Raw genomic sequence first — 21,341 nt, forward strand, 5'->3', positions numbered from 1 at the left:
TAGTTCTTGCTGGCACAGATCTTTTCGTGGCCTTCGATGGGTATGAATGTGGGTTCGAGTACGTTGATAGCGCCTTGGTCCACATTGACGCCATTCATCGTGCGTCCCTACAAAAATCAGACAACAAGGCAATGCACGCGACAAGCGCGTGATTGCGGCGTTAGAGCTAATGATGAATCAGCAACTTGTGGGTTTTGCCAATAACACCAAGTGGAATGAGCTACAGAAAATAATGTCTGGCTATGGCCAAAGGGCTCCCTACTGGAAAACTCAGGCCACTAATGGTTTTGTCTATCCTCCGGATGGCTGGGACGGCGATTGGACCTATCACTTCCGCCTAGGTGAGCACAAATTTATAGAGTGGTGCAAAATGCAGCCAAGAACTGAAGATGAAGGGCTAACCTTAGCCGAGGTTGTAGAGATTTGCCGTCACATTGGGTTTGAAATTGAAGTTTACGAGACCTCTGTGCGAGTGATTGGGTATCGGAGGCTCTAACAATCGCAGGCACGGCGACGTCTTTTCCATTGCGGCTTCGCCTCCATTCCAAAGCCGCGCATGCTGCGGGCGTTAAAGGCCTGGCTCCAGTGTTCTTGGGTTTGGTGTTTGGCTGCTATTTCAGCGGTTGCCGGCAGGCAGAACACAGCCCTCAGTCTGGCAATTGTTTTGGCCGGTAATTCGGTGCTCAGGTCGCGGGACAATCCGGCGCATTCATTGGTCAGCTTCCGTCCATTTGGTGTTCTGATTCCTGGCGCCATGGGTCAGCCTGGTGCAAGGTGTCGGGAGTGGGCATTCGACTTTGGGTGCCCAAATAAGTAATCGGGTGAACGGCCCTTAACCAGGCGCATCAATACGCGGCCTGCGGCCGCCGGACGCCCTTGTCAGGGCGCCGTTGTGCGCGGCGTTAGCCGTCCAGGAGAAACCGATGCGGACATTATTCGTGATTTTTGCGCTCCTATTCTGCTCCCTGGCGAGCGCAAGCGACTCGTGCTTGAACGCGCACAAAGCATGGCGCTCTGACTTTCACGTGTTTATGTCTTTAATGGACTGCGCCTCTGCCGAACTAGCGGCTGCTCAGGATCGCGCATCGTATCTTAGTCAATTGTCGGACGCCTTGGCAGGTGAGGTCGAATGGGTAGGCACCGTTCGAGCTGTTCGAGATGAGCGACTTTATTTCAATGAAAGCTTTGCGTTGATTGAACCAGGCATGAAGGCTGCCCGGGTTATGTACTATTCCACGCCAGCGGATGCCGAAGAATGGCAGGACGTTTCAATAGGGCAGCAAGTAAAATACACCGGTAAAATCGCGGCCACCAAAGTGGATACGTTGGCTTCAAGTAGGCCGCTGCTATACATAGAGCTTGTGGAGGTGCGACCGTCAAATGGCTGAACACTGGCTAACAATCGCGTGAACACGGACAGCCAAAAGTGGCGCCGCTTCGCTCTGCCACTTCCGGCCGCCGGTTACGCGAAGCGTTAACGGCCAGGCATTTGTGGGTTTTTGGCTGGTCCGGTGCAAAGGCCTTGGCATCAAGATTGGCTGCAAAGCCCGCCCACTCTGGTGATCGCCAAGGCCGGAAAATTCGCTGTCTGGTTTGGTTGCCACAGTGGTCAGCGGTGTTGGTATTCATGGTGTGCCCCAGTTGTGGGGCCGTCCGTCTCAAACGGTAATCGGGCGGGTAGCCTTTGCTTTCTGGTTCCTTTCGCCATCCGTCGAGTTGGTGCAAGCTGTCCGGGAGAGGGCATGCGGCCTGGGTGTCAGGCTCAACCACGGCGGTGAACGGCCATTAACCAGGCGGTCAACCGGACGCCAAAAGCGTACCGCTTTTGGTTCCCTCCGCTGCGCTCCGGCGCCGGTTACCTCAGCGTTATGCCTAGGAGAGAAAATGGAATTGAGCAGTAGATTTTTCTTTGGGAGTGCCAAGGATGCAAGTTTGCCCGCTTTCAAGTGGTGGAATAGCAAACGGTTAGAGTACAACCTGAGGTTCTTGGGTTGTCTGGTTGCTGGCCAGGTCCTGTTGTTAATGACCTCGTACAGCCTTGGCCTCGCGACTGCGGATAACATTCTCAATAAAATCGCTGGTGCCCTAATAGCTGACTTGGTGGTTCTCGCAGTCGTTAACTTGGTTTACTTTCTATGGCCAGCTGTCGAGCTACTTTTGTTCCGGAAGAATCCGCAAAAATACAGGTCGGTATGCTTTGCAGCGTTAAACGGCCTGAGTTTGACTCTTTTCGTAGCCATATTCGTTCTGATGTTTGCCCTCAAGGCATAACAATTAGTTCCAGTTCGTTTCGGGCCTTGTGGCCCTCCACCGGACAGCCTTGTCGCCGCTTCGCTCTGCCAAGGCTGCCGCTGAACAACAGCGTTAGGAGGTTGGTCGTGCTTTACAGCTTTGAGTTCGCAAAGAGGCTCATCGAGGCAGCCGAATCGACGTTCCACAACGGTTTCGAAATGGACGAGGCTGGTCGAACGGTTTTGTACTTGAGCTGTTTGTCATGTGAAATCAGTTTAAAAGCACTTCTCGAACGCACCGGGTATACATCGAAGGAGTTAAAGAAGCTATCCCATGATCTCTCTGCATTACTCACGGAGGTTAGCTCTTGCACTTTGATCTCTTCTGGGAAGGCATCTACCCTGCGATCAAAAATGGCAATGCCAGACACGGGAAATGGCACAATCGGAACATTGCTTGAATCAGAGTTGTCGGGAGGTTCCGTTTACCCAAATGAAATACGGTATGGGGATACAGTTCGGCACTATCCCCCAGAGGCAATGCTGAACTGTGCAAAAGTTGTGAACGATTGGTGCATTCAACACGATGGAAGGCTTGTCCGCATGGGAGCGTCCCAGTAATTTGGGGTACTGGGCTGCCATTACTCCTCAATAAGAGGCAAAGGAGCAGAAATGGGATTTCGAATAATTTTAGTCGTATTTTTTTCGTTAATATTAGTTGGTTGTGGCGTAAACAAATCAATGGTGTCCCAAGAAGCCGATGGGCCGAAAGATTTATTCGTGAACTTGCAGGCAGATCCTCTCCTTATCAGTATTGAATTAAGGATGATTCTGGAGTCGAAAGGATATCGGGTAGCTTTAAGCACAGAAGAGACTGGGAGAGCTGTTGTAGAGAATACTAACAGTGGGAGTATTGTTCATAAAAATGTGAGTCAGTCTAATTACCGATATGAACTCATTCTCGCGTACCAGCCAATACAAGAAAGAATCCAATTAATTGCAGCTTCTATTCGCGATAGAAAAGAAAATAAAGTACTGGGGACTTATCGATGGAGTTGGGACAGATTACTACCAGCGCCAACAATAGAGGGCGCTATTGAAAAAATTGATCAGAACCTTTTGTCAAAAGTTTTTGTGCAGTGAAGTTTACTCCTAACAAAAACAGTCACGGCGACGGCTACTACATTGCGGCTTCGCCTTCATTCCGCAGCCGCGCGTGCTGTTGGCGTTATTCCGAAATCTGAATGTCCGCTTTGCGACCAAGGTGAAAGAAGAGCTGGAGTACATTCCCGCACAGTTGAAGGTGCTGGAATACTGGCAGGAAAAAGCCGTCTTCGAGCAGGGTGGCCAGGAGCATATTGTGGCTGCACCGCGCTCAGCCCACCCACTGGGCAAATGCATTGCGACACCGTCACTGCGGGCTTACCTGATTACCTCCAAATACGCCGACGGCCTGCCCTTGTACCGCCAGGAGCAAATGCTCAAGCGCCTGGGACACGAAGTCAGCCGAACCAGCATGGCGCACTGGATCATCCGCCTGAACGACGTGTTCAAACCGCTGATGACCCTGATGCGGGAAACCCAGAATGGCAGTAATTACCTGCAAGCTGATGAAACCCGGATCCAGGTGCTCAAGGAAATATTCCTACAGCGATGAACTCACACCTTATGCCGGGCTGATATATGACTTTGATCACCGGTTCAGTGGCTATGTCAGCTATACCGAAATTTTTCAGACTCAGAACGTACGTTCCACAAACGGCTCTCTGCTTGATCCTATCACCGGCCGCAACTATGAGCTGGGCTTGAAAGCGACGCTGGCGGATGCGCTGGACATGAACGTGGCCGTTTTCAGGAGTGAACAGGACGGCCTGGGTGAAGCCATTCCGGGTGAAACGGTGAGCGGTCGCCCGGACACCCAGGCGTATCGGGCCGCCGATGGCGCCACCGTTGAAGGGCTTGAAACCGAGCTGGTTGGGCAATTGGCGCCGGGCTGGAACCTCAATGCCAGCTTTACTCTGGCAAATCCGAAAAATGCAGATGGGGATCGCATGAATACCACACACCCTCACCGGCAAGCCAAACTGTTTACCAGCTATCAATTTACCGGTAACTGGCGTCCGCTTCGCCTTGGCGGAGGCCTGCGCTGGCAGAGTGACATCTACCGGGATACTCGAGGACCGGCAGGCACAACACGTGTTACCCAGGGCAGTTACTCCGTGATAGACCTGATGGCCCGTTACGACTTTACTCCTGATATCAGTGCTCAACTGAACCTGAACAACGTGTTAGACAAGGAGTACCACGATCAGGTCGGATTTTATAGCCAGGCCTGGTGGGGCGCACCACGCAACCTTCGCTTGTCACTGAGCTACGACTTTTAAGTGGTAACAAGCCCCTGCTGATATCTGTAGCTCATGGCCGACAGATAAGTCTGCCGTGAGCCATCGACGCAGATATGAAGTCAGCTCGTTGATAGGTGAGTAATAATGTCCTCAATGGGACAACTCAAACCCGACAATTTGAAGTCGCTCAAAAGCGTGCGACAATGGCGTTTCATCGAAATACTGATGCGCGGAACAAAGGTCGAAGTGTCCGAATTTGGTCAATCCATTCCAGACACATCTGTGCCCAAAAATGGCGTTAATCGGTGAAAACCGCTCAGGATAAGGGCTTCATGCAATCAGGTCTTCTTACTGTATCTGCTTGAACAGTCTCGAATCAGCCCCTATTATGCCGTTCAGCCCCGACCAGAATCTGTGCACTCCGGAGGCAAAGGTCATAGGTTCGAATCCTATCGGGCGCGCCATGAATATCAAGGACTTGCGTGAGAGCGCAGGTCCTTTTTTTTTGGTTTGTGCCCAAATGGTGCCCTGACAGTGCTCGGCGTTCACTGGCTGATCAGTAAATTGGCGGGCACAACGACGCTCACCAGCTGTTAACGCGTCTTTCAAGGTACCGGATTGAATCGATAATTTCCCCAAAGCTCGGAGGTGTTGAGTACATCATGCCCGCACCCACCATTTTTTCATAATCAGCACGCAAGCTTTCCAGAGTATCCGTCTCCGGCAATAGCTTCAGCCGCCCATCCAGACATGCGTCATAGTTCGCGTAGCCCGTATGAAAGAAAACTTTCTTGTGTCGGACAACCTCCTCAAACAGTTCCCGGTTTTCAACGGCTGACTGACCGGCAGGATGTGCTGAAAGCATGACCAAGTCGTACCAATGCCTGGAAAGCCTTTCAGCACTCTCCCTATGCTTGCCCCTGTTGCATTCGACATGTATGAGCGTGACTTTCTCCCAGAAGGTCCGTTCCGGAGATAGAACCACGACCTCACTGCTCGGATAGACCAGGCCTTGCGTTAGCTCGGCGATGTACGGGGAGACTGTATGAGTTTCGTTGGGATCGATAACGTTCCTGCCACCCAGCTCAATGAGTACCTGGGAACGGATGTATTCGTCCGTACCCTCTACAACCGATGGGTAAGTGACCCAGATCTTTTCACCGCCATCGTCCAACTCAACGGTATGCTGCTCAGCCGTTGGCAATTTGGCCAGCTCACTTTCGAGGTATGGAACAACCACTTCGGTCGCATAGGCCAGGACATAACTTTTCAGTCGGTCACTGAACTGCTTGGTTTTGGTCCGACTCACCCCCTCCGCGAAAGGATCAAAGCCCTCATCGAAGGCCCGGTAATCCAACGTGATATCAACGTCCTCGGAAAAGCGATCAATGACACCGTATACCTTGGAGAGTGATGTACCTCCTTTGAAAGCCATCGGATGCGTTCCAGGCATGGAGAACAGAGCCTGCAAGGTCCAGCAGACCCATATATCCTTCTCCAGCACCGAGGCTCCGCGAGCCAGTTGAGGCGCAACAGTTTGAAGGATATCGCTTTGTTCTTCTGCGGACAGGTCGAGAAACACCTGCTCAGCCACGGGCACGCCCTGTCTCATATTGCCTGAACGCCTCGCTCATCCACGCTGGCATACGTGAGGAAAGCAGCGTCTCGAACTCTTCTTCGCTCAGTCTTTCCTGGATCCGCTTCACTACCTCGGTGCTGATATTGTTTTTACCCAGATACCAAAGCGCGGAGAGGGCCAAACCCGGCTTTTTGCCTGCATGCTGAAGCTTCCTCTGACTGCTGGTGTGCATGAGCTTCACCTTAAGGTTTCCGATGCGAATTTCACGTGTAGGTCCATTGGTGTAGTAGACCGGCGTCGTTGGCATCTGAGTACTGAGCTTGAAGCGGCGAGCCGCTTCCGCCCCATGGACCTGAACGGTCTCTCCATGGTCCCTCGCGATCACCTCGACCACGCGTGAAACATCCGGCATGACATTGCCGACAAACCGGCTTTTTTTGGGGCGGACGAAAACACCCCGTGCGACCCGTTGGATAGCGCCTTCTTCTACGAGCCTGGACAGGGCTTTGTCGACAGCAGCACGCGACCCCAGCCTCAGGAAACGGCTGTTGGTAAAAGGTTCACCTTGCGGAACTTTGGCGATCTGGCGCTGAATAGACTCTGTAACGGACATGGCATTCACCTTTAAACAGATGTCAGAAAAACTACCATTTTTTCTGACATAGTTCAAAATATAATCGGCGCTTGCCTACAACGACTGCGACACGACATGCGCATTAGCTTGATGACGATATCTTGCTGTGTTCTTGAGCTCATAGTTTAGCCGGCCGTTGGTGCTGAAGAGTGCCCACCTTCTTTGCTAGGTAGTACTGACACCATCGGGAATTCCGGCTGGCTTCCGGGCTAAAAGAACGTGTCGAACTCAAGCAGCATAACTATGGAGTGGGCGGCCCAGCGATTGGCGGAGGTACAAACGCAAGCTATGGTCGCAAAGCGAACATTCAGACGCACCTTATTGCGACCACATTCCTAGCCTCCCACGGCGCTCGGTACAAGCTTGGAAGTTAACCCTGCGGATGAGTCCCCAAGCACCATTTAGCTGCTGAAAAGACATCCAGCCCCGTGAGCACGCGGGGCTGGATGTTGCTACGTTTATCTAATGGTTAATCACAACATTTTCTTCAACTGACCGTAGTCTCCTCCAGTACGCAGTACCAGAGTGATGTCGTTGTCGTTCCGATTTCTGAAGAACCAGCCGTGATTGCCGGTAAAGGCTGCTTCCAACTCGCCCTCGTCTTCAGGCACGCCCCGGCCTTTTTCGTAGGAAATTGACTGACCACTTCCATCACCATGGGTATCGAAGTTGATCGGGCCACCCTCTGATACCCAGGAGAATCGGGCTGTAGCGCCTTCCTCCATAGTAAGTTTGAACTCTGTGCCTTCTCCCGGTGTGAGAACCACGCGCACTTCATCCTGCCACTGCGGTTCCACAACTTCTGGTGCAGGCGCAGGTTCTGGCTCGGCAGGTGCAACCTCTGCTTCAGGTGAGGGAGCTGGCTCCTCAACGGCTTCAGCCACGACAGGCTCTTTGACTTCCGGGGCCTCTCGCTCAGTTGAGGATTGAACAGCAACCATCTGAGCAGCCTCGTCAGCAGCAGCCTCTTCGGCGAGCTGCTCCTTGATTTCGCCCATTTCAGTCAGGCCCAAAAGGCGACCTGCGCCGGTTGGGTCCAGGGCATACTCGGCGGGCATGACCACGGTTACAAGCAGAACCAACGCCACAATTGCCGCAATGATGGTTGATCGAACCAGCTTGGCAGTGCTGGGCAGTTCTTCACGGTTGGGAATATCGGTGTTGTACATAAAAAATCTCCAGAATCAGGCGACGAAGTAACCGGTGAGCTGATAGGCAAAGAGCAGAAAACCTGCACTCATCATGGCCACGTTGGCGGTGTAGGCATGGCGGAAAAATCCGTCGGTTTTTCGCCAGAAGCTGATGACAATCAGGATCATGGCCAGGGCGATCAATTGTCCGATTTCCACGCCCACATTGAAGGCGAGGAGGTTCGGAATCAGGCCGTCCTGTGAGATGTCGTATTCGATGATCTTGGTGGACAGACCAAAGCCATGGAAGAACCCGAAAATCAACGTGGCGGCTTTGGTGTTGGGCTGGAAACCAAACCACCGCTGATAGGCACCGATGTTGTCCAGTGCCTTGTAGACGATGGACAGACCGATAATCGCATCAATGATGTAACTATTGATGCCCACGTTGAAGTAAACCCCCAGCAGCATCGTGGTGGAATGCCCCAAGGCAAACAGGCTCACGTAGATCGCGATGTGCTTCATCTGGTAGAGGAAGAAAATGACACCCAGCAGGAACAGCAGGTGGTCATATCCGGTGACCATGTGTTTGGCCCCCAGATAGATGAACGAAATAAGGTTTATCCCGGTAATTTCCTGGATGTACCCCTTGTCGCCCTGGGCGACGGCATGAGCGAGTACATCGGTACTCAGACCCAGCAAGCCCAAAGTTAGAAATATCCAGAGTAGACGATTGCCTGTGCCCGTTGAGGACACACCACGGCATCGGCCAGGCAAGCTTGACAACATAAAGACTCCAATCGAATTTGTTTTCTCGGGCCGCGTAAGCGGCAAGAATCAAGTGGAAAGGGAGGCTTTTGGAGGGCGTTCAAGCCGATAACGCAAACTGCGGGGAGAACCTCCGGCAAAGGGTACGGGCTGCCGGAGAACGGTCAGGCTTTGGGAAACAAACGGAACCCTGAGGTGGTCCACGGTCTCGTGGGTATGATTGCCAGCATCATGATGCATTGATGATGTCTCTGGCTCTTTGTCAAAATCGTGGGTGTGTCCATGCGCACCATGATTGGCTGGATGGCCGTCAGACTGCGATTCCCACTCGCCTGCCAAGTTGGCCACACCGTGAGAGAATGACTCGCCAATCACCGACAGTGACAGGCCCGCCAATGCCAAGAGCATGACGAGCGTCGGAAGCAGTTTTCTCTGGTGAATGGCCGAAATCATCAATCTAATGCGTCGAGTCTGTGGTTGGATTTCAACGAAAACAGAGGATACCATCCCCCCATGGGGGATAGGAATTAAACATGGTAAATGATCACACGCATCAATCTCACCCGAACATTATCAAACGTCTTAAGCGGGCTAACGGCCATCTGGAAAGCGTGATTGGCATGATTGATCAGGGAAAACCCTGCCTGGAACTGGCCCAGCAACTTCACGCCGTGGAAAAGGCCATTCAACAGGCCAAACGCGTGCTAGTACAGGACCACATTGAGCATTGCCTCGACGATGCTATCGGGCCGCTGGAGCCAGACCAGCAGCGGCGTGTCGATGAATTCAAGGCAATTGCCCGGTATCTCTGACCTGATTGCTTTTCAACCTGCGCTCTCCCCGTTAATCACACCGGAGAGGCTCCACCGTCACGTGAACCAGGGACTGGCAGTGTGCCTGAATGCGCTCCTTATAGACTGTAGGCGACTCGGGCTGATGCGAGACCACTGAGACAATAGCCGCATGAATGTTTGGGCCTATCGCCCACACATGCAGATCACTGACTTTGGCATCGTCGTCTTCGACGGCCTGTTTAACAGCTTCCTCCATGTCCTGATGTTGCTCGTCGAGGAGGACCTTTGAGGTGTCTTTCAGCAGATGCCAGGACCAACGGGTTACCAGAATCGCACCGATAATCCCCATCATCGGGTCCATCCAGTTCCACCCGGCATATTTACCCGCCAGAAGAGCAACAATAGCAAGGACTGACGTCAGCGCATCCGCAAGTACATGCAGGTAAGCGGCCCGGCGGTTGTGGTCATGGTGATGATGGTGGTGACCGTGATCATGGCCGTGACTGTGACCATGATCATGGCCTGCATCCCCCAGTATCCAAGCTGACACCCCGTTGACCACCAGGCCAATTATGGCCACAAAAATAGCCCCATCGAAAGAAATGGCGACGGGCTGGATAAAACGCCCCACGCTCTCGATGACCATGTAGAGCGCAAAGGCAGCCAGCAGGATTGCACCGGTAAAGCCACCCAGCGCGTTGACCTTTCCTGTTCCGAAAGAGAAACGGTCGTTGCCCGCGTTTTTCCTGGCATACGCGTAGGCGAAGGCCGCAATGCCCAGAGCCACTGCGTGGGACCCCATATGCAGGCCATCGGCCAGCAACGCCATGGAGCCATAAACGATTCCGGCCAGAATTTCCCAGACCATCATCGCCAGTGTCAGGCCCACCACGATGAGTGTGCGGGTTTCGCCAGAGCGCTTCTGATCCTGACCAAACACGTGATTATGTTGCCAATGGTCGAGTCGTTCATGGTGCATAACAGTGTTCCCGGCAAGACTGATGGTTGGTAGACCTGTAGGCAAAATCTCACTTTTGACCTATCCCCCCTGGGGGGATAGCATGGAATGCTACTGGAGTCAGATTTCTACCACAACCTTTCTGCTTCTTATGCTGTCACTGGTGAAGCCATGCTTGAGATTCTGAAGCACCGAACCTATCGCCATTTGTTTCTGGCCCAGGTCGTTGCATTGCTGGGTACGGGGCTGGCTACGGTGGCCTTGAGTCTGCTGGCATTCGATCTGGCCGGAGACGAGGCGGGACAGGTGCTCGGCACCGCCATGGCTATCAAGATGGTCGCTTATGTCTTGCTAGCCCCCCTGGCATCAGCTCTGGCGGAGAACATACCCCGTCGTGCTCTGCTGGTCTCTCTGGATGTGATTCGAGCGGCGACGGCGCTGGCTTTGCCTTTCGTCACCGAAGTGTGGGAAGTGTACGTGCTAATCGCGGTCCTTCAGTCCGCCTCGGCGGCCTTTACACCAACCTTCCAGTCTACGATTCCGGAGACTCTTCCAAATGAAGACGATTACACCAAGGCGCTGTCGCTTTCCCGATTGGCTTACGATCTGGAAAACCTCATCAGCCCTGCGCTCGCGGCGTTGATTCTGCTTGCCACCAGCTGGCAGGCATTGTTCTCGGGCACGGTAATCGGTTTTATCGCATCAGCCTTGCTGGTGGTGTCCGTTGCTTTGCCCTCCGGGGCCAAATCAGAAAAACGTCGCGGCGTTTATGATCGCGCACGGGCCGGATTCAGAATTTTCATGGCAACTCCTCGCCTGCGCGGGGTGATGTCACTGAACCTAGTTGTCAGTCTTGCGGGAGCCATGGTGATCGTGAATACGGTTGTCCTGGTGCAGGGACAATTCGGCCTTACCGACCAGCATACGGCTATGGCTTTTGCCGCGTTTGGTGGCGGTTCCATGTTGGCGGCATTGGCGTTGCCAGCTTTATTGAAACGCTGGCAGGACCGGCAAGTCATGCTCACAGGAGGTGGGATTCTGGTTGCCGGGTTGGTTCTTGCGCTGCCGGTAGGCTCTCTGGAATGGCTGTTACCCGTTTGGGCATGGCTAGGCGTTGGTTTTTCCACCGTTCAAACGCCCATAGGCAGGGTCCTTACGCGGTCGTCGCATGCTGAAGATAGGCCAGCTCTGTTCGCTGCCCAGTTCTCTTTATCGCATGCCGGATGGCTGATCGCGTATCCATTAGCTGGTTGGCTGGGCTCTTCTGCGGGAATGACCATCACTCTATTGATACTTCTGGGGTTTGCTCTCGGCGGGCTGATCCTTGCCGTGAAGTTATGGCCATCTGTTGATCCGTCAGAACGTTCGCACCACCACGACGATCTTCCAAGTGACCACCCTCATATCGCAAGTGATTTCAACTCCAGTGTCCACAGTCACAACTACGTCATTGATAGCTTGCATCCCAAATGGCCAGATTGAGTTTTGCAGTCACCGCTTAGAAAACTTCAATGGCCGCCACCTCTGGAATGGGGGGGGGAATGCAGGGGCGTTTCTTAGGCAACTCGGGGGAATTAAATCCAGAAATTTGGGATGCTGCGAACGTTCGCTTTTGTTTAGCTGAGCTCCGAGTGTGCCCTGGTCGCAAAGCGAACGTTTGTCCGCAAGCATCACTGCCTCATAGAAAGTCTGCCTCCGAGGCAGCTTGAGGTCAATTCTACTTCTGATCTCCGAAGTTTTTTGGGGGGATTGCCGAGCGAGTCAACGCGGTCCCTGCCAAACGGTGACCATTTTCCCGAATTGCTTCTGTCACAAAATCCATTAATGCATGAATCCTTACGACACCTCGAAGATCCGGGTGCACAAGCAGCCAAAGGTCATAGTTCAGTTCTGGAATAGGGTCTGATAGTTGAACGATATCAGGACAGGTTTCCGCCAGATAACATGGAAGCGCTGCCAGCCCCAGGCCTTCATTCACAGCACTAAGTAGACCAACCAGCGTATCTACTCTGAATACGCATGCATCTGCCAAGTTCTTCTGAGCCATCCATTGTTCAAGTACGGAGTCCTGTAGTCGAGGTCCTGCACCTATCCATGGTTGCTGGGAGAGAAAGTCGATGGACTGGCCTTTGTCCAAACCCAGGTTGCGATGGCCAAATATGGCCTGACCGACAGTGGCAAGCCGCCTACCAATAAGATTCTCTGGAGGGCGGTTCACTGGCCGGATGCCTACATCGGCTTCCCTGCGTGTCAGGTTAAGCATCTCATTCGCAACTGCGACGTCCAACACTATATTCGGATAGCGATTGCAAAACTCTTTGAATAGAGGTGCCAGTAACCCCATTAATAGAGAGTCTGTCGTCGTAACCCATATTTCCCCGCTCGGCCGCAGGTCACGCCCTGCCACCTTACGTTCTGCGGAATGAGCCGCCTCATCCATGATTCTGGCAGTGTTGGCGAGCTCTTCTCCCGCCAAAGAAGGCTTGTATCCCTTGCGGCTTCTTTCAAACAGGGCAACGCCAAGCCGCCGTTCAATGTCTCCAAGTCGACGAAATACTGTTGCGTGATTTACTTCTAGTGAGCGAGCCGCACCAGACAATGAACCAGCGTTTGCTATCGCCATGACGATTTTAAAGTCATTCCAGGTAAGGTGACCGCGTGTCATTTCAAATCCCATCAGTCGAAGTCGATCTATTTCTCGTGCGTTTCTGCAAAGAAAGTATGCACGTTTATGGAATTACATTGCCCAATCGCAAACATTAGCATAGCTACAAACGCATGAAATACAGCAGTCTTTTCGCTGTCGGTCAGAATCAGCGGTTCTAACAAGCTTGGCGGATAACCTCGAAGAGCACGAATGCCATGTATGACAATTACTGCACATTGGCCGGTCAAGTTTTCGGCCTAATCTCTCTTGTTCTCTGCGTTCTGGCATTTTCGAGCAAGCAAGACGAGCGTTTGTTTGTCCTGCTGCTCTCCGCGAACGTGGCCTTTGCACTGCAATTCGCATTTTTTGGAAGCTGGACCGCTGCGGCACTTTCCTTGCTGGTAATCGCCCGAATTTGCCTTGCACATTATTACCCTCGAAATATATCGGTGATGGCGGCTATTTTGGTGGTCAGCGGTCTGGCGTCTGTGCTGACTTGGCAGAGCTGGTCGGATTTGCCGGCAATCATCGCGATGGTTCTGGGTACCGTTGGGATGTTTTTGCTCCGCGGCATCCCGATGCGGGTGTTCCTTGGCCTGGCGGCGCTGTCGTGGATGGCCAGTCACATCATCGCTGGATCGGTGGGTGGCACGTTGGCTGAAGCCCTCGTGCTAGTAACCAATGCAATTACAATCTATCGCATTTACATAACGGGGAAGCGGTATCTCGATGTGGTCGATTGACGGCCTTTGAAGGGCATCCCACCATTAAATCAAGATGTTCGCGCTCCGCATAGAACCAGAACACCTCGCGTGATTCCTGTAAAGGAAGATGTTTCTCTAGCTCGGGCTGGTCGCAAAGCGAACATTCAGAGGGTACGGAAGCTCTCGCAGCGCATCGCTCACCCGTCTTAAGCGCCAGATTGGGGAAAACGCCAAACTCTATGACTGTCGCGCAAGGTTACCCTTTTACTGGATATTGACGATGAACGGGGCGCTCTTGGCGACACAAACACGACCCCTCATCACATAGCAACAAACCCAGTGGGAACCCCTGTAGGCCGTTCGCTCTTGATGGCGTCTGCCAGTGCCAATAGTTGTGCCAGATGCGATTTCACCTCTCAAGTCGTTCTTCAAGGCTGCATAAACGCCCGTGTTTACGGTCTGCCACTTTATAATGTCGTAATCTAGAATGTTACGTAGATCAGCCTCAAAGTCTATTTTATGGTATTTCGGGACAGCTGGTCCGTCGCTTGAGAGTGCCGTAGTCGGTGTAGTCTTGCCAATTTTTGCTTTGATAACCACTTCAGCTCCGGATTGCGTTGCGACCGGAAAAGGCGGTTTCTCGGCGTGGGGTACTTTGAGGATGTTCTTAGGGTTAACGCTTTCAAGAATCCGTTCAAGATTCCCACCGCTCTGATAGTCCCGACGCACCTGGGCCTCAGTCACAACACGCTGCCCCAACAGCGCCTCAAGTGCCGCCACCTGAGCTGCAAAGTCCTGAGCATTCAGAACCTGGCCAAAATCCTGTCTCGCCTTTTCCAGCCAATCGAAGAACGCATCCCGTCGCTCGGGATGATACGGCCATTTGTCGGCGAAATTCTCCGCTGGATTGACCGGGTTCCGGATAACGTAAGTGGATCCGGATATCTGGATGTGATCCTCCATGTGATTCAGGATTGATCGCAGAGCCTGCTCGACCGTGCTCTCGTTGTTGTATGCTTTCGCAGCTAGGGTAGTGATGATGATGGAGATCGGCTTGTCATCGACGTTGCCGTTGTCGAGAAACATCTTGTCTCGGTGGCGCTTGAGAAGCTGGATCGCCTGTTGGAGGGGAGTCTTGATGTCGTAGTCGGAAATATCCTCGACATTCGTCTTGCGGGCCTCTGCGACGACCATTCGCCGATTCTGGTAGGCGGTCTTCATTTGCTCCCGAAACCAGTTGGCGTACCCCTTTGGATTACTCTTCGGCCATTGCCCGAAGGGGGTCTCGTAGTCGTTGTGAGTTTGGTCAGTGATGCTGATGGCGTGTTCAGTCTGATCGACGTCGCTATAATTCCGACGTTCAAGCATGGCCCGCATACCCTGGGCATCGGGCTTAGCCGGAAGGACGTCGAGGTGAAAGCGAGCCTGATTGGCATAGTGCAGGGTCCAGCAACGCTTGCCTTCCTCCGGACGCTCATTTAACGACTGCGCCTTGGCGTAATCCTTAACTTCCTTGCCCACATGGTATTTCAGATCCCGCTGGGCCCAGACCGATGGCGTGTTATCCAGAGCGCAGACGATGTCGATGTCGTACTCATCCGCGTCCGTCATCGGCTTGATCACGGTCCCCAATTCAAACGATCCTTGCGGGTACACTTTGGGGTCATAGCTGCGAAGCTGGGATGCGTCACGTTGGAGCCAGGTACCGACCGATTCATAGCGGGACTTGGCTTCTTCCGCTTTACTTCGGGGGATATCGATGGCGGCACAGGTTTGTTCAAGGATGTCATTAATCGGAGAGGAAGGCAGGTTATTCAAGGGCGAGACCTCTAGGCTCAGTGGGCATTCTTATGATCTGGGGACGCAGGCGACAGATACAAGGTGTTACAAATCTTCGTTGTAAATCTTTTTCTCCAATACATTAGTAATCAGAAAGTTGTACGAATATGATGCGACAAACTGAATAAATTTTTGACAGAAAGAATGAGCAAGCCTATGAAAAGGAGAAGTTGGGGTGAGTCAATCCTGAGCTGGATCTCCATTCTTTTTAGCCTTCGGCCAACAAACCTCAGCGCGGGAGTGAAAATCGTAGGCTTCGGAGTCGGATTGATGCTGGCGCTGGTCGGTTCGTTTTGGGCCTGGGGCGTGGTTTCGATTCCGGTTCCCGGAACCGACATCGTGGTCGATGGCAGCATCTCTTCAAGTGAACCAGCGTTTTGGATCCAAATCTTATTGGCGTTGGGAGCATTCGCTTGCTTCATCATCGCGATCTTCTTATTTGTCGCTCATCATCGATCTCAGAGCAGTAAGCGCATTGTTTGCATCGAGCACCTTAGCTACGAAACCTCCCAAATTCGTGGGATTTTGAAAGACCTGCCAGCACAGTATTCCGGTGTTCGAGAAGAAATGGTGCTCATCGACGGCCGGAACAAATCACCCAAGAGGCACCTGAGAATTCTTGAAGCAAAGATGTCTGAGGCTAAGGACAAGATCACCCACGGTTCCGGGCCAAATAATTACCTGCCGATGTACGGTGGTATCGCAGCAGTTCCCATGGTTGTGCTCGCGGGCTTTGAATGGGGCAATCAGAACAAGATCCACATCCGAGACTACGATCGATCCTCGGGGGTTTGGCATGACAATGAAGAGCCGGACAACGGCATACTGCTTCAATCAACGCAGCTGCCAGAGACGCCGCAGTCAGGCACCGAGGCAGGACTTTGTCTGGAGTTCAGCATACCGATGGATCGCCCAGACATGAGCCTTAAGTTTCCGAACATTCCGATTTTCTCGATTAATTTTTCGAACGGAAAGGTGGGCCTCGACCAGCTGTGCTCGGAGCATAAGCAGCGGCGACTGATCAAAGCGGTAGTGGATTACATGAACACACTGATCAAACGTTTCCCGCACCTGGAAAAGCTTCACCTGTTCATCACCGCTCAATCGTCCTTCGTGTTCCGGGTGGGGCAGGCCCTTCGTCAGAGTCACATCCCCGGTGTTTGTATCCATCACTACGAACGCAGTCAGCCCCTAGGAAGCCGACACACCTGGTGCCTGCAAATCAGAGGACCCGGCAAATACGAGATCCACTGAAGCAACAACCGATATATTGGGCCAAGCCAGAATCGCTATGTCGCGACACATGCGGGCAGTCGCTTATATTCCGAGTTCCGGGCCGCGGCCTTGGTCGCAACGCGTACTTTCAGATTTGGGAATAAAACGCCCGCGTAACGGGTTGGTTTGGAGCGCCAGCGGAAAACCAATCCCGTTGACGCACTATTTAGGCATGTAGCTTGAATCTACAAGACTGGTGAGTCCGCACGCTGCCAAGCGGTGTTGAAACCATCCGTAGCGAAAGGAACCCGTCCGCCGCCAAAATCCACAAATACATAAGGATGTTCTTTTAATCGATCGAGCACGTATCTCAGACCCGTACTAGTTTTAAATGTATATACCTCCTGCGTTTCGCTAGGGCTGCTTGGATCAGCGCCGCAACCAAAGAATACAGAGACATTTTGGTCGTCAACACGAATTACCTTACTGATTAGATCCTCGTTTCGAGTCATAACTGAACAATTTCTATTTATTTTGAAGGCGATACTCGCTCCATTGTCACTCGACGAGACCAATGCCATATGGATTGGCGGGTCTTCGTCTCGACCATCGTATATTGATGTGATAGCGAATTTGTAATCAGCATCTTTAAACGATATGGCTTTTATTCCCTGGCCTCCATTTTCGACAACCTCTCTATTAAGCAGAATTACATCTCTCGTGCTTTCCGGAAGGTTTGATAGCTCATCCTCATTAAGCGGCTCAGCTTGAACTTGGCCATTTGTTACCAAAAAAGCAATAAATAAACATCGAATTGTGAGGCGATTCATAGCATTAGCTTCCAATAGGTTTTTTACTAGTCACTGCCAGAGACAGCAAAAGCCCAACTTCTGGTTCAGGGTCAAGCAGTAACAATGCCGCAATACGTTTCAGAGAGGCTTCGTCATAGCATTCCGGCCGGGTAATGTAGTCATCCTCCAAAATTTTTTCTATAAATTCTGGAAAATCGTATTCCCAAGAAAATTCGACGTAGCTCATTCGAAGATCCGTTTCGCTTTTCATTCTCTAGCCATCTCTGACCTGATACCAGTGATTAACTGCGTCTTGTAAAATTAACTATAAACCTAATTAGTTGGCATTCTTATTAAATTCCAGCGCCGCCTCCCCGCGCCCAAACCTGATTCACATCCCCAATAACAACGACTCTTCAAAGCTTCTTCTCTGGGCCGGCGGCCGTCATAGCGCTGCTCGCGCCTTGAAGAGCTTGCATTTGGGCAAATGTCCGCTTTTGTTTACGACTGAAGGATCCAGATCGAAACTCGCGGGTGATCATCAACTGGAGCTGGCAGCCTCTGCGGCATCCAGGAATCAAAGAGCCTAGTTAAGCGGTTAGATCTCAATACTTTCAGCTATCTCCAGAGCATCCTCGACTTCGACACCAAGGTATCGCACGGTGCTCGACATATTTGTGTGTCTGCGTATTCCGGCGAACGTGAACGCCCATACCGGTTGAACGTGAACACCATTTTTCTTAACGCATCACCCACCGGAGTTTTTACTCCGGGTGTTCACGTTCAGTCAATTTCCTGAAGTCGTTTTCTCATCGATTCTCCTTTCAGAGCCCAGCGATGGGCGTTGTGCATTAGCCTGTCTAGGATGGCGTCAGCCAGAGTGTTATCGCCGATGGCGGCATACCACTGATCCGTAGGCAGTTGGCTGATGATCATGGTTGAGTGCGTGCCGTGACGGTCATCCATGATCTCCATCAGATCGTTCCGGTGTGCCGGTTTCAGGGCTTCGAGTCCCCAGTCATCCAGGATCAGCAACTTCACTTTGGCCAGCTGGTTCAGCGTCTTCTGGTAGGTGCCGTCAGCTTTGGCCTGAGTCAGCTCCAGTAGTAACCGGGAGATTCGGTAATACCGGGTGCTGAGGCCGTTCAGGCAGGCCTGGTTGCCAAGCGCACAGCCCAGGTAGGTTTTCCCGCTGCCGCAGGGGCCGGTGATCAACAGGTTCTGGCCACGCTCCAGCCAGTCGGTCTGAGCCAGCTGGGCCACCTGAGCTTTCTTCAGGTTGCGGGGGTGCTGGTAGTCGATGTCCTGGATCGAGGCACGGAGCTTGAAGCGGGCCTGGCGTACCAGGCGGTCCTGTTTCCGGTGCTCTCGGGTCTGGAACTCTCGGTCAAGCAGCAGTTCCAGGCGCTCCGCGAACGGCAGTTCGTCGTAGGTGCCCAGCTGGTTTTGTTGGTGTTCCAGGGCGGCAGCCATGCCGCCTAACTTCAGGTCTTTCAGTCGTGCCAGGGTCTGTGTTGTGCTCATGGGTGATGTCCTAGTGGAAGCTCTTCGGGCCACGGATATTCTCGTGGTGTTGAGGGAGTTCGGCGTTCAGGGGCAACTGCTCCGGCAGCTTGTCCCGGTTGCTCCGGAGAATGGCTTTGATGTGCTTCAGCCGGTTCAGACCTTCCCGATTGGCGATGCGGCAGCCGGCATTCAGGCGTTGGCTGGGGTACTCCCGAGTCAGGTTGAGCAACCCGAGACAGACCCGGTAGGCCTGCTCCGGGTGTTCCCGCTCAGCCAGTCGATCACTGACCCAGATCAGCGTGTCTGGCCCGATGTCCCGGGCCCAGTTCTTGAGACGCCCCGGGGTCCACTGCTGCTGTTTTCGATGCCGGGCAGGCATATGACCGGCTTCGGTGGTGGTGCCCGGCCTGTGACGCCGTGGGTGACTTGCCACCTGGCGTTGCCGGAAGTGGACCTGCACCAAATGATCGCTGGCCTGGACTTCCACCTGCTCGCCCACGTACTGGTGCGGTACCGAGTAATGATGCTGGTCGAACTCGATGTGGTAATCGATATTGACCCGGCAACGCCGGATCTCAACGTATTCATAGGGCTGTTTCGGCAAGGGACGCAGGGCGGGCTGATCCAGTGTCTCGAAGGCTGTTTGCCGGTTACCCGGCAGCCGCCGGAACGGGCGGCTGTTCAGCTCTTCAAGCAGTGACCGGATGCACTGGTTGGCTTCGGCGAGAGTGAAGAAGGTGTGGTGACGCAACCGGGCCAGGATCCAACGCTCCACGATTTGCACGCCGACCTCCGCCTTCGATTTGTCCTTGGGCTTGTAGGGCCTGGCCGGGAGAATGGCCACCTGATAGTGCTCGGCCAGTTGCTGGTAGCTGGGATTCAGCTCCGGATCGTACCGACAGGCCTTGCTGACACCGCTGCGCAGGTTGTCTGGCACAACCATCTCCGGAATGCCGCCGAAGTACTCGAAGGTACGCATGTGACTGGATAGCCAGTCTCGCAACCCCTGGCTCCAGGTAGCTTCAGCGTAGGTGTAGTTGGAGGCACCGAGCACTGCCACGAACACCTGAGCAGTGCGTACCTCACCGGTCTGCGGGTTGATGATCGGCACGGTCGGGCCGCAGTAATCCACGAAGCACTTCTCCCCAGCCTTATGGGTCTGGCGCATGGAGCGCTTCTGCTGCTTCAGCCAGTGCCGGTAACGGTCACAGTACTGGGAGTAGCTGTAACAGCGGTTGGGATACTGGCCCGTGTACTCCTCCCACAACAACTGCTTGGTCATCCCTTTACGCTTGAGTTCCTGATGAACGGTGGCCCAGTCAGGCACCTGGTAGCGAGTGGATGTAGTGGGATCGGCACCGGGATAGAACAGGGCCGCTAGGCGGCCATCGTCCAGATCCTCGGGCAACGGCCAGTTGATGTTCAGGGCATCGGCCCGGGCCAACAGCTTCTGGATGGCCCCGACACTGGTCTTGGTGCTGGCGCTGATCTGCCGGATCGAGAGCCCGGCTTCCAGCCTCAGGCGAAGCACCTCTCTGATTTTACGCATTGGAATTCTCTTTGCTGGCACAACTCCGCTCCCCAGAAAAAGGAATCAGAGTAGCAAACGGTCGAATAAACAATGCGTTAAGAAGGATTCCGGTTGAACGTGAACACCGTTTCCGGGAATGTGAACGCTGATTCCGGCATCGTGAACACCGATTCCGGAAAACCCGGAAAAGTGTTCATCTTCGACCAGAATGACTGTTCACGTTAAACCAGAATTGGTGTTCACGTTCGCCCGGAATGGGTGTTCATGATGGGCCGGAATATGCAGTGTGTCCCAATAGCAACTGTACGGCTCGAAGATTTTTGGTCTTCTTGTAGATCAATGTCGCTTTGCTACGTCTCATTGAATGGGTTGCGTAGACTGAGGGATCAAGTCCAATGCTGGTTATCCACTTTTTGACGAGACGGGCGTATTGATGAGTAGTGATGTGGTCAAACTTTCGCATCCGGCTCGGCCACAAATAATCCATTCCTGAGAGTCCGCGCAATTCGATCCACGCTTCGACCGATTCGCGGGTCTTTTTGGTTATCTTGCGTATTCCAGACCAAGGTTGCCACTGATTCCAGACGAAGCCTGCCACCCATTCCACGCGAAAGCTGCCACTGATTCCACGGCAAAGCTGCCACCCTGGCAGGCTGCCTGATTTCCCCA

The 21,341-nt window shown here is 53.1% G+C and carries 20 protein-coding genes and 1 pseudogene; 9 read left to right on the forward strand and 12 right to left on the reverse strand.

What is annotated here, in order from left to right; all coding sequences use genetic code 11:
- Positions 1-172: 172 nt before the first annotated feature.
- The 5 genes and pseudogenes from QPL98_RS18720 to QPL98_RS18740 all read left to right on the forward strand — a co-directional run bounded on the left by QPL98_RS18720 (position 173) and on the right by QPL98_RS18740 (position 4,615).
- Positions 173-496: a DUF6678 family protein gene (locus QPL98_RS18720; RefSeq protein WP_303293792.1), complete on the forward strand. Its 324-nt coding sequence runs from the start codon at positions 173-175 to the stop codon at positions 494-496.
- A gap of 427 nt (positions 497-923) precedes the next feature.
- Positions 924-1,388, forward strand: a complete 465-nt coding sequence (locus QPL98_RS18725) for a hypothetical protein (RefSeq protein WP_034733587.1) — start codon at positions 924-926, stop codon at positions 1,386-1,388.
- Positions 1,389-2,903: 1,515 nt separating this feature from the next.
- On the forward strand, positions 2,904-3,374 hold the full coding sequence (locus QPL98_RS18730; RefSeq protein ID WP_100690258.1) for a hypothetical protein: 471 nt from the start codon (positions 2,904-2,906) through the stop codon (positions 3,372-3,374).
- A 46-nt stretch (positions 3,375-3,420) separates the two neighbouring features.
- Positions 3,421-3,870: pseudogene (locus tag QPL98_RS18735) on the forward strand (transposase); the annotation flags it as partial.
- The gene (locus QPL98_RS18740) at positions 3,842-4,615 is read left to right on the forward strand and encodes a TonB-dependent siderophore receptor (RefSeq protein ID WP_023008775.1); all 774 of its coding nucleotides are present in this window, start codon (positions 3,842-3,844) and stop codon (positions 4,613-4,615) included. The pseudogene QPL98_RS18735 and the gene QPL98_RS18740, both read left to right, overlap by 29 nt.
- 544 nt (positions 4,616-5,159) lie before the next feature.
- Here QPL98_RS18740 and QPL98_RS18745 read toward each other — a convergent pair.
- From QPL98_RS18745 to QPL98_RS18760, 4 genes are all read right to left on the reverse strand, one after another.
- Positions 5,160-6,170, reverse strand: coding sequence for a nucleotidyl transferase AbiEii/AbiGii toxin family protein (locus tag QPL98_RS18745; protein WP_303293793.1), 1,011 nt, complete (start codon positions 6,168-6,170; stop codon positions 5,160-5,162).
- Positions 6,163-6,768, reverse strand: a complete 606-nt coding sequence (locus QPL98_RS18750; protein WP_199453032.1) for a DUF6088 family protein — start codon at positions 6,766-6,768, stop codon at positions 6,163-6,165. Before QPL98_RS18750 ends, QPL98_RS18745 begins: the two co-directional genes overlap by 8 nt.
- A gap of 494 nt (positions 6,769-7,262) precedes the next feature.
- Positions 7,263-7,958, reverse strand: a complete 696-nt coding sequence (locus QPL98_RS18755; protein ID WP_153740613.1) for a hypothetical protein — start codon at positions 7,956-7,958, stop codon at positions 7,263-7,265.
- Between the two features lie 15 nt (positions 7,959-7,973).
- Positions 7,974-8,708, reverse strand: coding sequence for a HupE/UreJ family protein (locus tag QPL98_RS18760; RefSeq protein WP_248237236.1), 735 nt, complete (start codon positions 8,706-8,708; stop codon positions 7,974-7,976).
- Between the two features lie 512 nt (positions 8,709-9,220).
- Here QPL98_RS18760 and QPL98_RS18765 point away from each other — a divergent pair.
- The gene (locus QPL98_RS18765; protein WP_153740610.1) at positions 9,221-9,499 is read left to right on the forward strand and encodes a metal-sensing transcriptional repressor; all 279 of its coding nucleotides are present in this window, start codon (positions 9,221-9,223) and stop codon (positions 9,497-9,499) included.
- 31 nt (positions 9,500-9,530) lie between these two features.
- On the opposite strand, the gene dmeF is transcribed toward QPL98_RS18765, so the two are convergent.
- Positions 9,531-10,460, reverse strand: coding sequence for a CDF family Co(II)/Ni(II) efflux transporter DmeF (gene dmeF / locus QPL98_RS18770; protein WP_153740609.1), 930 nt, complete (start codon positions 10,458-10,460; stop codon positions 9,531-9,533).
- 150 nt (positions 10,461-10,610) lie between these two features.
- On the opposite strand from dmeF, the gene QPL98_RS18775 reads away from it, so the two are divergent.
- Positions 10,611-11,921: an MFS transporter gene (locus tag QPL98_RS18775; protein WP_153740621.1), complete on the forward strand. Its 1,311-nt coding sequence runs from the start codon at positions 10,611-10,613 to the stop codon at positions 11,919-11,921.
- Between the two features lie 235 nt (positions 11,922-12,156).
- Here the strand turns inward: QPL98_RS18775 and QPL98_RS18780 are convergent, their stop codons facing one another.
- Positions 12,157-13,116, reverse strand: a complete 960-nt coding sequence (locus QPL98_RS18780) for a LysR family transcriptional regulator (protein ID WP_228224737.1) — start codon at positions 13,114-13,116, stop codon at positions 12,157-12,159.
- Positions 13,117-13,301: 185 nt separating this feature from the next.
- Between QPL98_RS18780 and QPL98_RS18785 the strand changes: the two genes are divergently transcribed.
- Positions 13,302-13,829 carry a YgjV family protein gene (locus tag QPL98_RS18785; protein WP_228224736.1) on the forward strand — a complete coding sequence of 176 codons (528 nt, stop codon included), beginning with the start codon at positions 13,302-13,304 and terminating at the stop codon, positions 13,827-13,829.
- 225 nt (positions 13,830-14,054) lie between these two features.
- On the opposite strand, the gene QPL98_RS18790 is transcribed toward QPL98_RS18785, so the two are convergent.
- Positions 14,055-15,608, reverse strand: a complete 1,554-nt coding sequence (locus QPL98_RS18790) for a cyclic GMP-AMP synthase DncV-like nucleotidyltransferase (protein ID WP_303293794.1) — start codon at positions 15,606-15,608, stop codon at positions 14,055-14,057.
- Between the two features lie 291 nt (positions 15,609-15,899).
- Between QPL98_RS18790 and QPL98_RS18795 the strand changes: the two genes are divergently transcribed.
- Entirely contained in the window at positions 15,900-16,883 is a 984-nt protein-coding gene (locus QPL98_RS18795) for an SAVED domain-containing protein (RefSeq protein ID WP_303293795.1), read from the forward strand.
- A 206-nt stretch (positions 16,884-17,089) separates the two neighbouring features.
- Here QPL98_RS18795 and QPL98_RS18800 read toward each other — a convergent pair whose 3' ends face one another.
- The 5 genes from QPL98_RS18800 to QPL98_RS18820 all read right to left on the reverse strand — a co-directional run.
- Complete coding sequence (locus tag QPL98_RS18800) at positions 17,090-17,674, reverse strand: hypothetical protein (protein WP_303293796.1); 585 nt, start codon at positions 17,672-17,674, stop codon at positions 17,090-17,092.
- Between the two features lie 4 nt (positions 17,675-17,678).
- Positions 17,679-17,882, reverse strand: coding sequence for a hypothetical protein (locus QPL98_RS18805; RefSeq protein WP_303293797.1), 204 nt, complete (start codon positions 17,880-17,882; stop codon positions 17,679-17,681).
- 536 nt (positions 17,883-18,418) lie between these two features.
- Entirely contained in the window at positions 18,419-19,159 is a 741-nt protein-coding gene (istB, locus tag QPL98_RS18810; protein ID WP_303293798.1) for an IS21-like element helper ATPase IstB, read from the reverse strand.
- A 10-nt stretch (positions 19,160-19,169) separates the two neighbouring features.
- Positions 19,170-20,711: an IS21 family transposase gene (istA, locus tag QPL98_RS18815; RefSeq protein ID WP_104417653.1), complete on the reverse strand. Its 1,542-nt coding sequence runs from the start codon at positions 20,709-20,711 to the stop codon at positions 19,170-19,172.
- Positions 20,712-20,934: 223 nt separating this feature from the next.
- On the reverse strand, positions 20,935-21,341 hold a 407-nt coding region (locus QPL98_RS18820; protein WP_303293799.1), incomplete at its 5' end, for a tyrosine-type recombinase/integrase.

Origin of the sequence: Marinobacter sp. ST-43 (assembly GCF_030541085.1) — a bacterium.
GTDB lineage: Bacteria > Pseudomonadota > Gammaproteobacteria > Pseudomonadales > Oleiphilaceae > Marinobacter > Marinobacter nauticus.

Excerpts from the sequence above, each read along its gene's own strand:
- QPL98_RS18720 (WP_303293792.1), top strand. The coding sequence starts at position 173 with ATGAATCAGCAACTTGTGGGTTTTGCCAATAACACCAAGTGGAATGAG.
- QPL98_RS18725 (WP_034733587.1), top strand. The coding sequence starts at position 924 with ATGCGGACATTATTCGTGATTTTTGCGCTCCTATTCTGCTCCCTGGCG.
- QPL98_RS18730 (WP_100690258.1), top strand. The coding sequence starts at position 2,904 with ATGGGATTTCGAATAATTTTAGTCGTATTTTTTTCGTTAATATTAGTT.
- QPL98_RS18740 (WP_023008775.1), top strand. The coding sequence starts at position 3,842 with ATGAAACCCGGATCCAGGTGCTCAAGGAAATATTCCTACAGCGATGAA.
- QPL98_RS18750 (WP_199453032.1), bottom strand. The coding sequence starts at position 6,768 with ATGTCCGTTACAGAGTCTATTCAGCGCCAGATCGCCAAAGTTCCGCAA.
- QPL98_RS18755 (WP_153740613.1), bottom strand. The coding sequence starts at position 7,958 with ATGTACAACACCGATATTCCCAACCGTGAAGAACTGCCCAGCACTGCC.
- QPL98_RS18760 (WP_248237236.1), bottom strand. The coding sequence starts at position 8,708 with ATGTTGTCAAGCTTGCCTGGCCGATGCCGTGGTGTGTCCTCAACGGGC.
- QPL98_RS18765 (WP_153740610.1), top strand. The coding sequence starts at position 9,221 with ATGGTAAATGATCACACGCATCAATCTCACCCGAACATTATCAAACGT.
- dmeF (WP_153740609.1), bottom strand. The coding sequence starts at position 10,460 with ATGCACCATGAACGACTCGACCATTGGCAACATAATCACGTGTTTGGT.
- QPL98_RS18775 (WP_153740621.1), top strand. The coding sequence starts at position 10,611 with ATGCTTGAGATTCTGAAGCACCGAACCTATCGCCATTTGTTTCTGGCC.
- QPL98_RS18780 (WP_228224737.1), bottom strand. The coding sequence starts at position 13,116 with ATGGGATTTGAAATGACACGCGGTCACCTTACCTGGAATGACTTTAAA.
- QPL98_RS18785 (WP_228224736.1), top strand. The coding sequence starts at position 13,302 with ATGTATGACAATTACTGCACATTGGCCGGTCAAGTTTTCGGCCTAATC.
- QPL98_RS18795 (WP_303293795.1), top strand. The coding sequence starts at position 15,900 with ATGCTGGCGCTGGTCGGTTCGTTTTGGGCCTGGGGCGTGGTTTCGATT.
- QPL98_RS18800 (WP_303293796.1), bottom strand. The coding sequence starts at position 17,674 with ATGAATCGCCTCACAATTCGATGTTTATTTATTGCTTTTTTGGTAACA.
- QPL98_RS18805 (WP_303293797.1), bottom strand. The coding sequence starts at position 17,882 with ATGAGCTACGTCGAATTTTCTTGGGAATACGATTTTCCAGAATTTATA.
- istB (WP_303293798.1), bottom strand. The coding sequence starts at position 19,159 with ATGAGCACAACACAGACCCTGGCACGACTGAAAGACCTGAAGTTAGGC.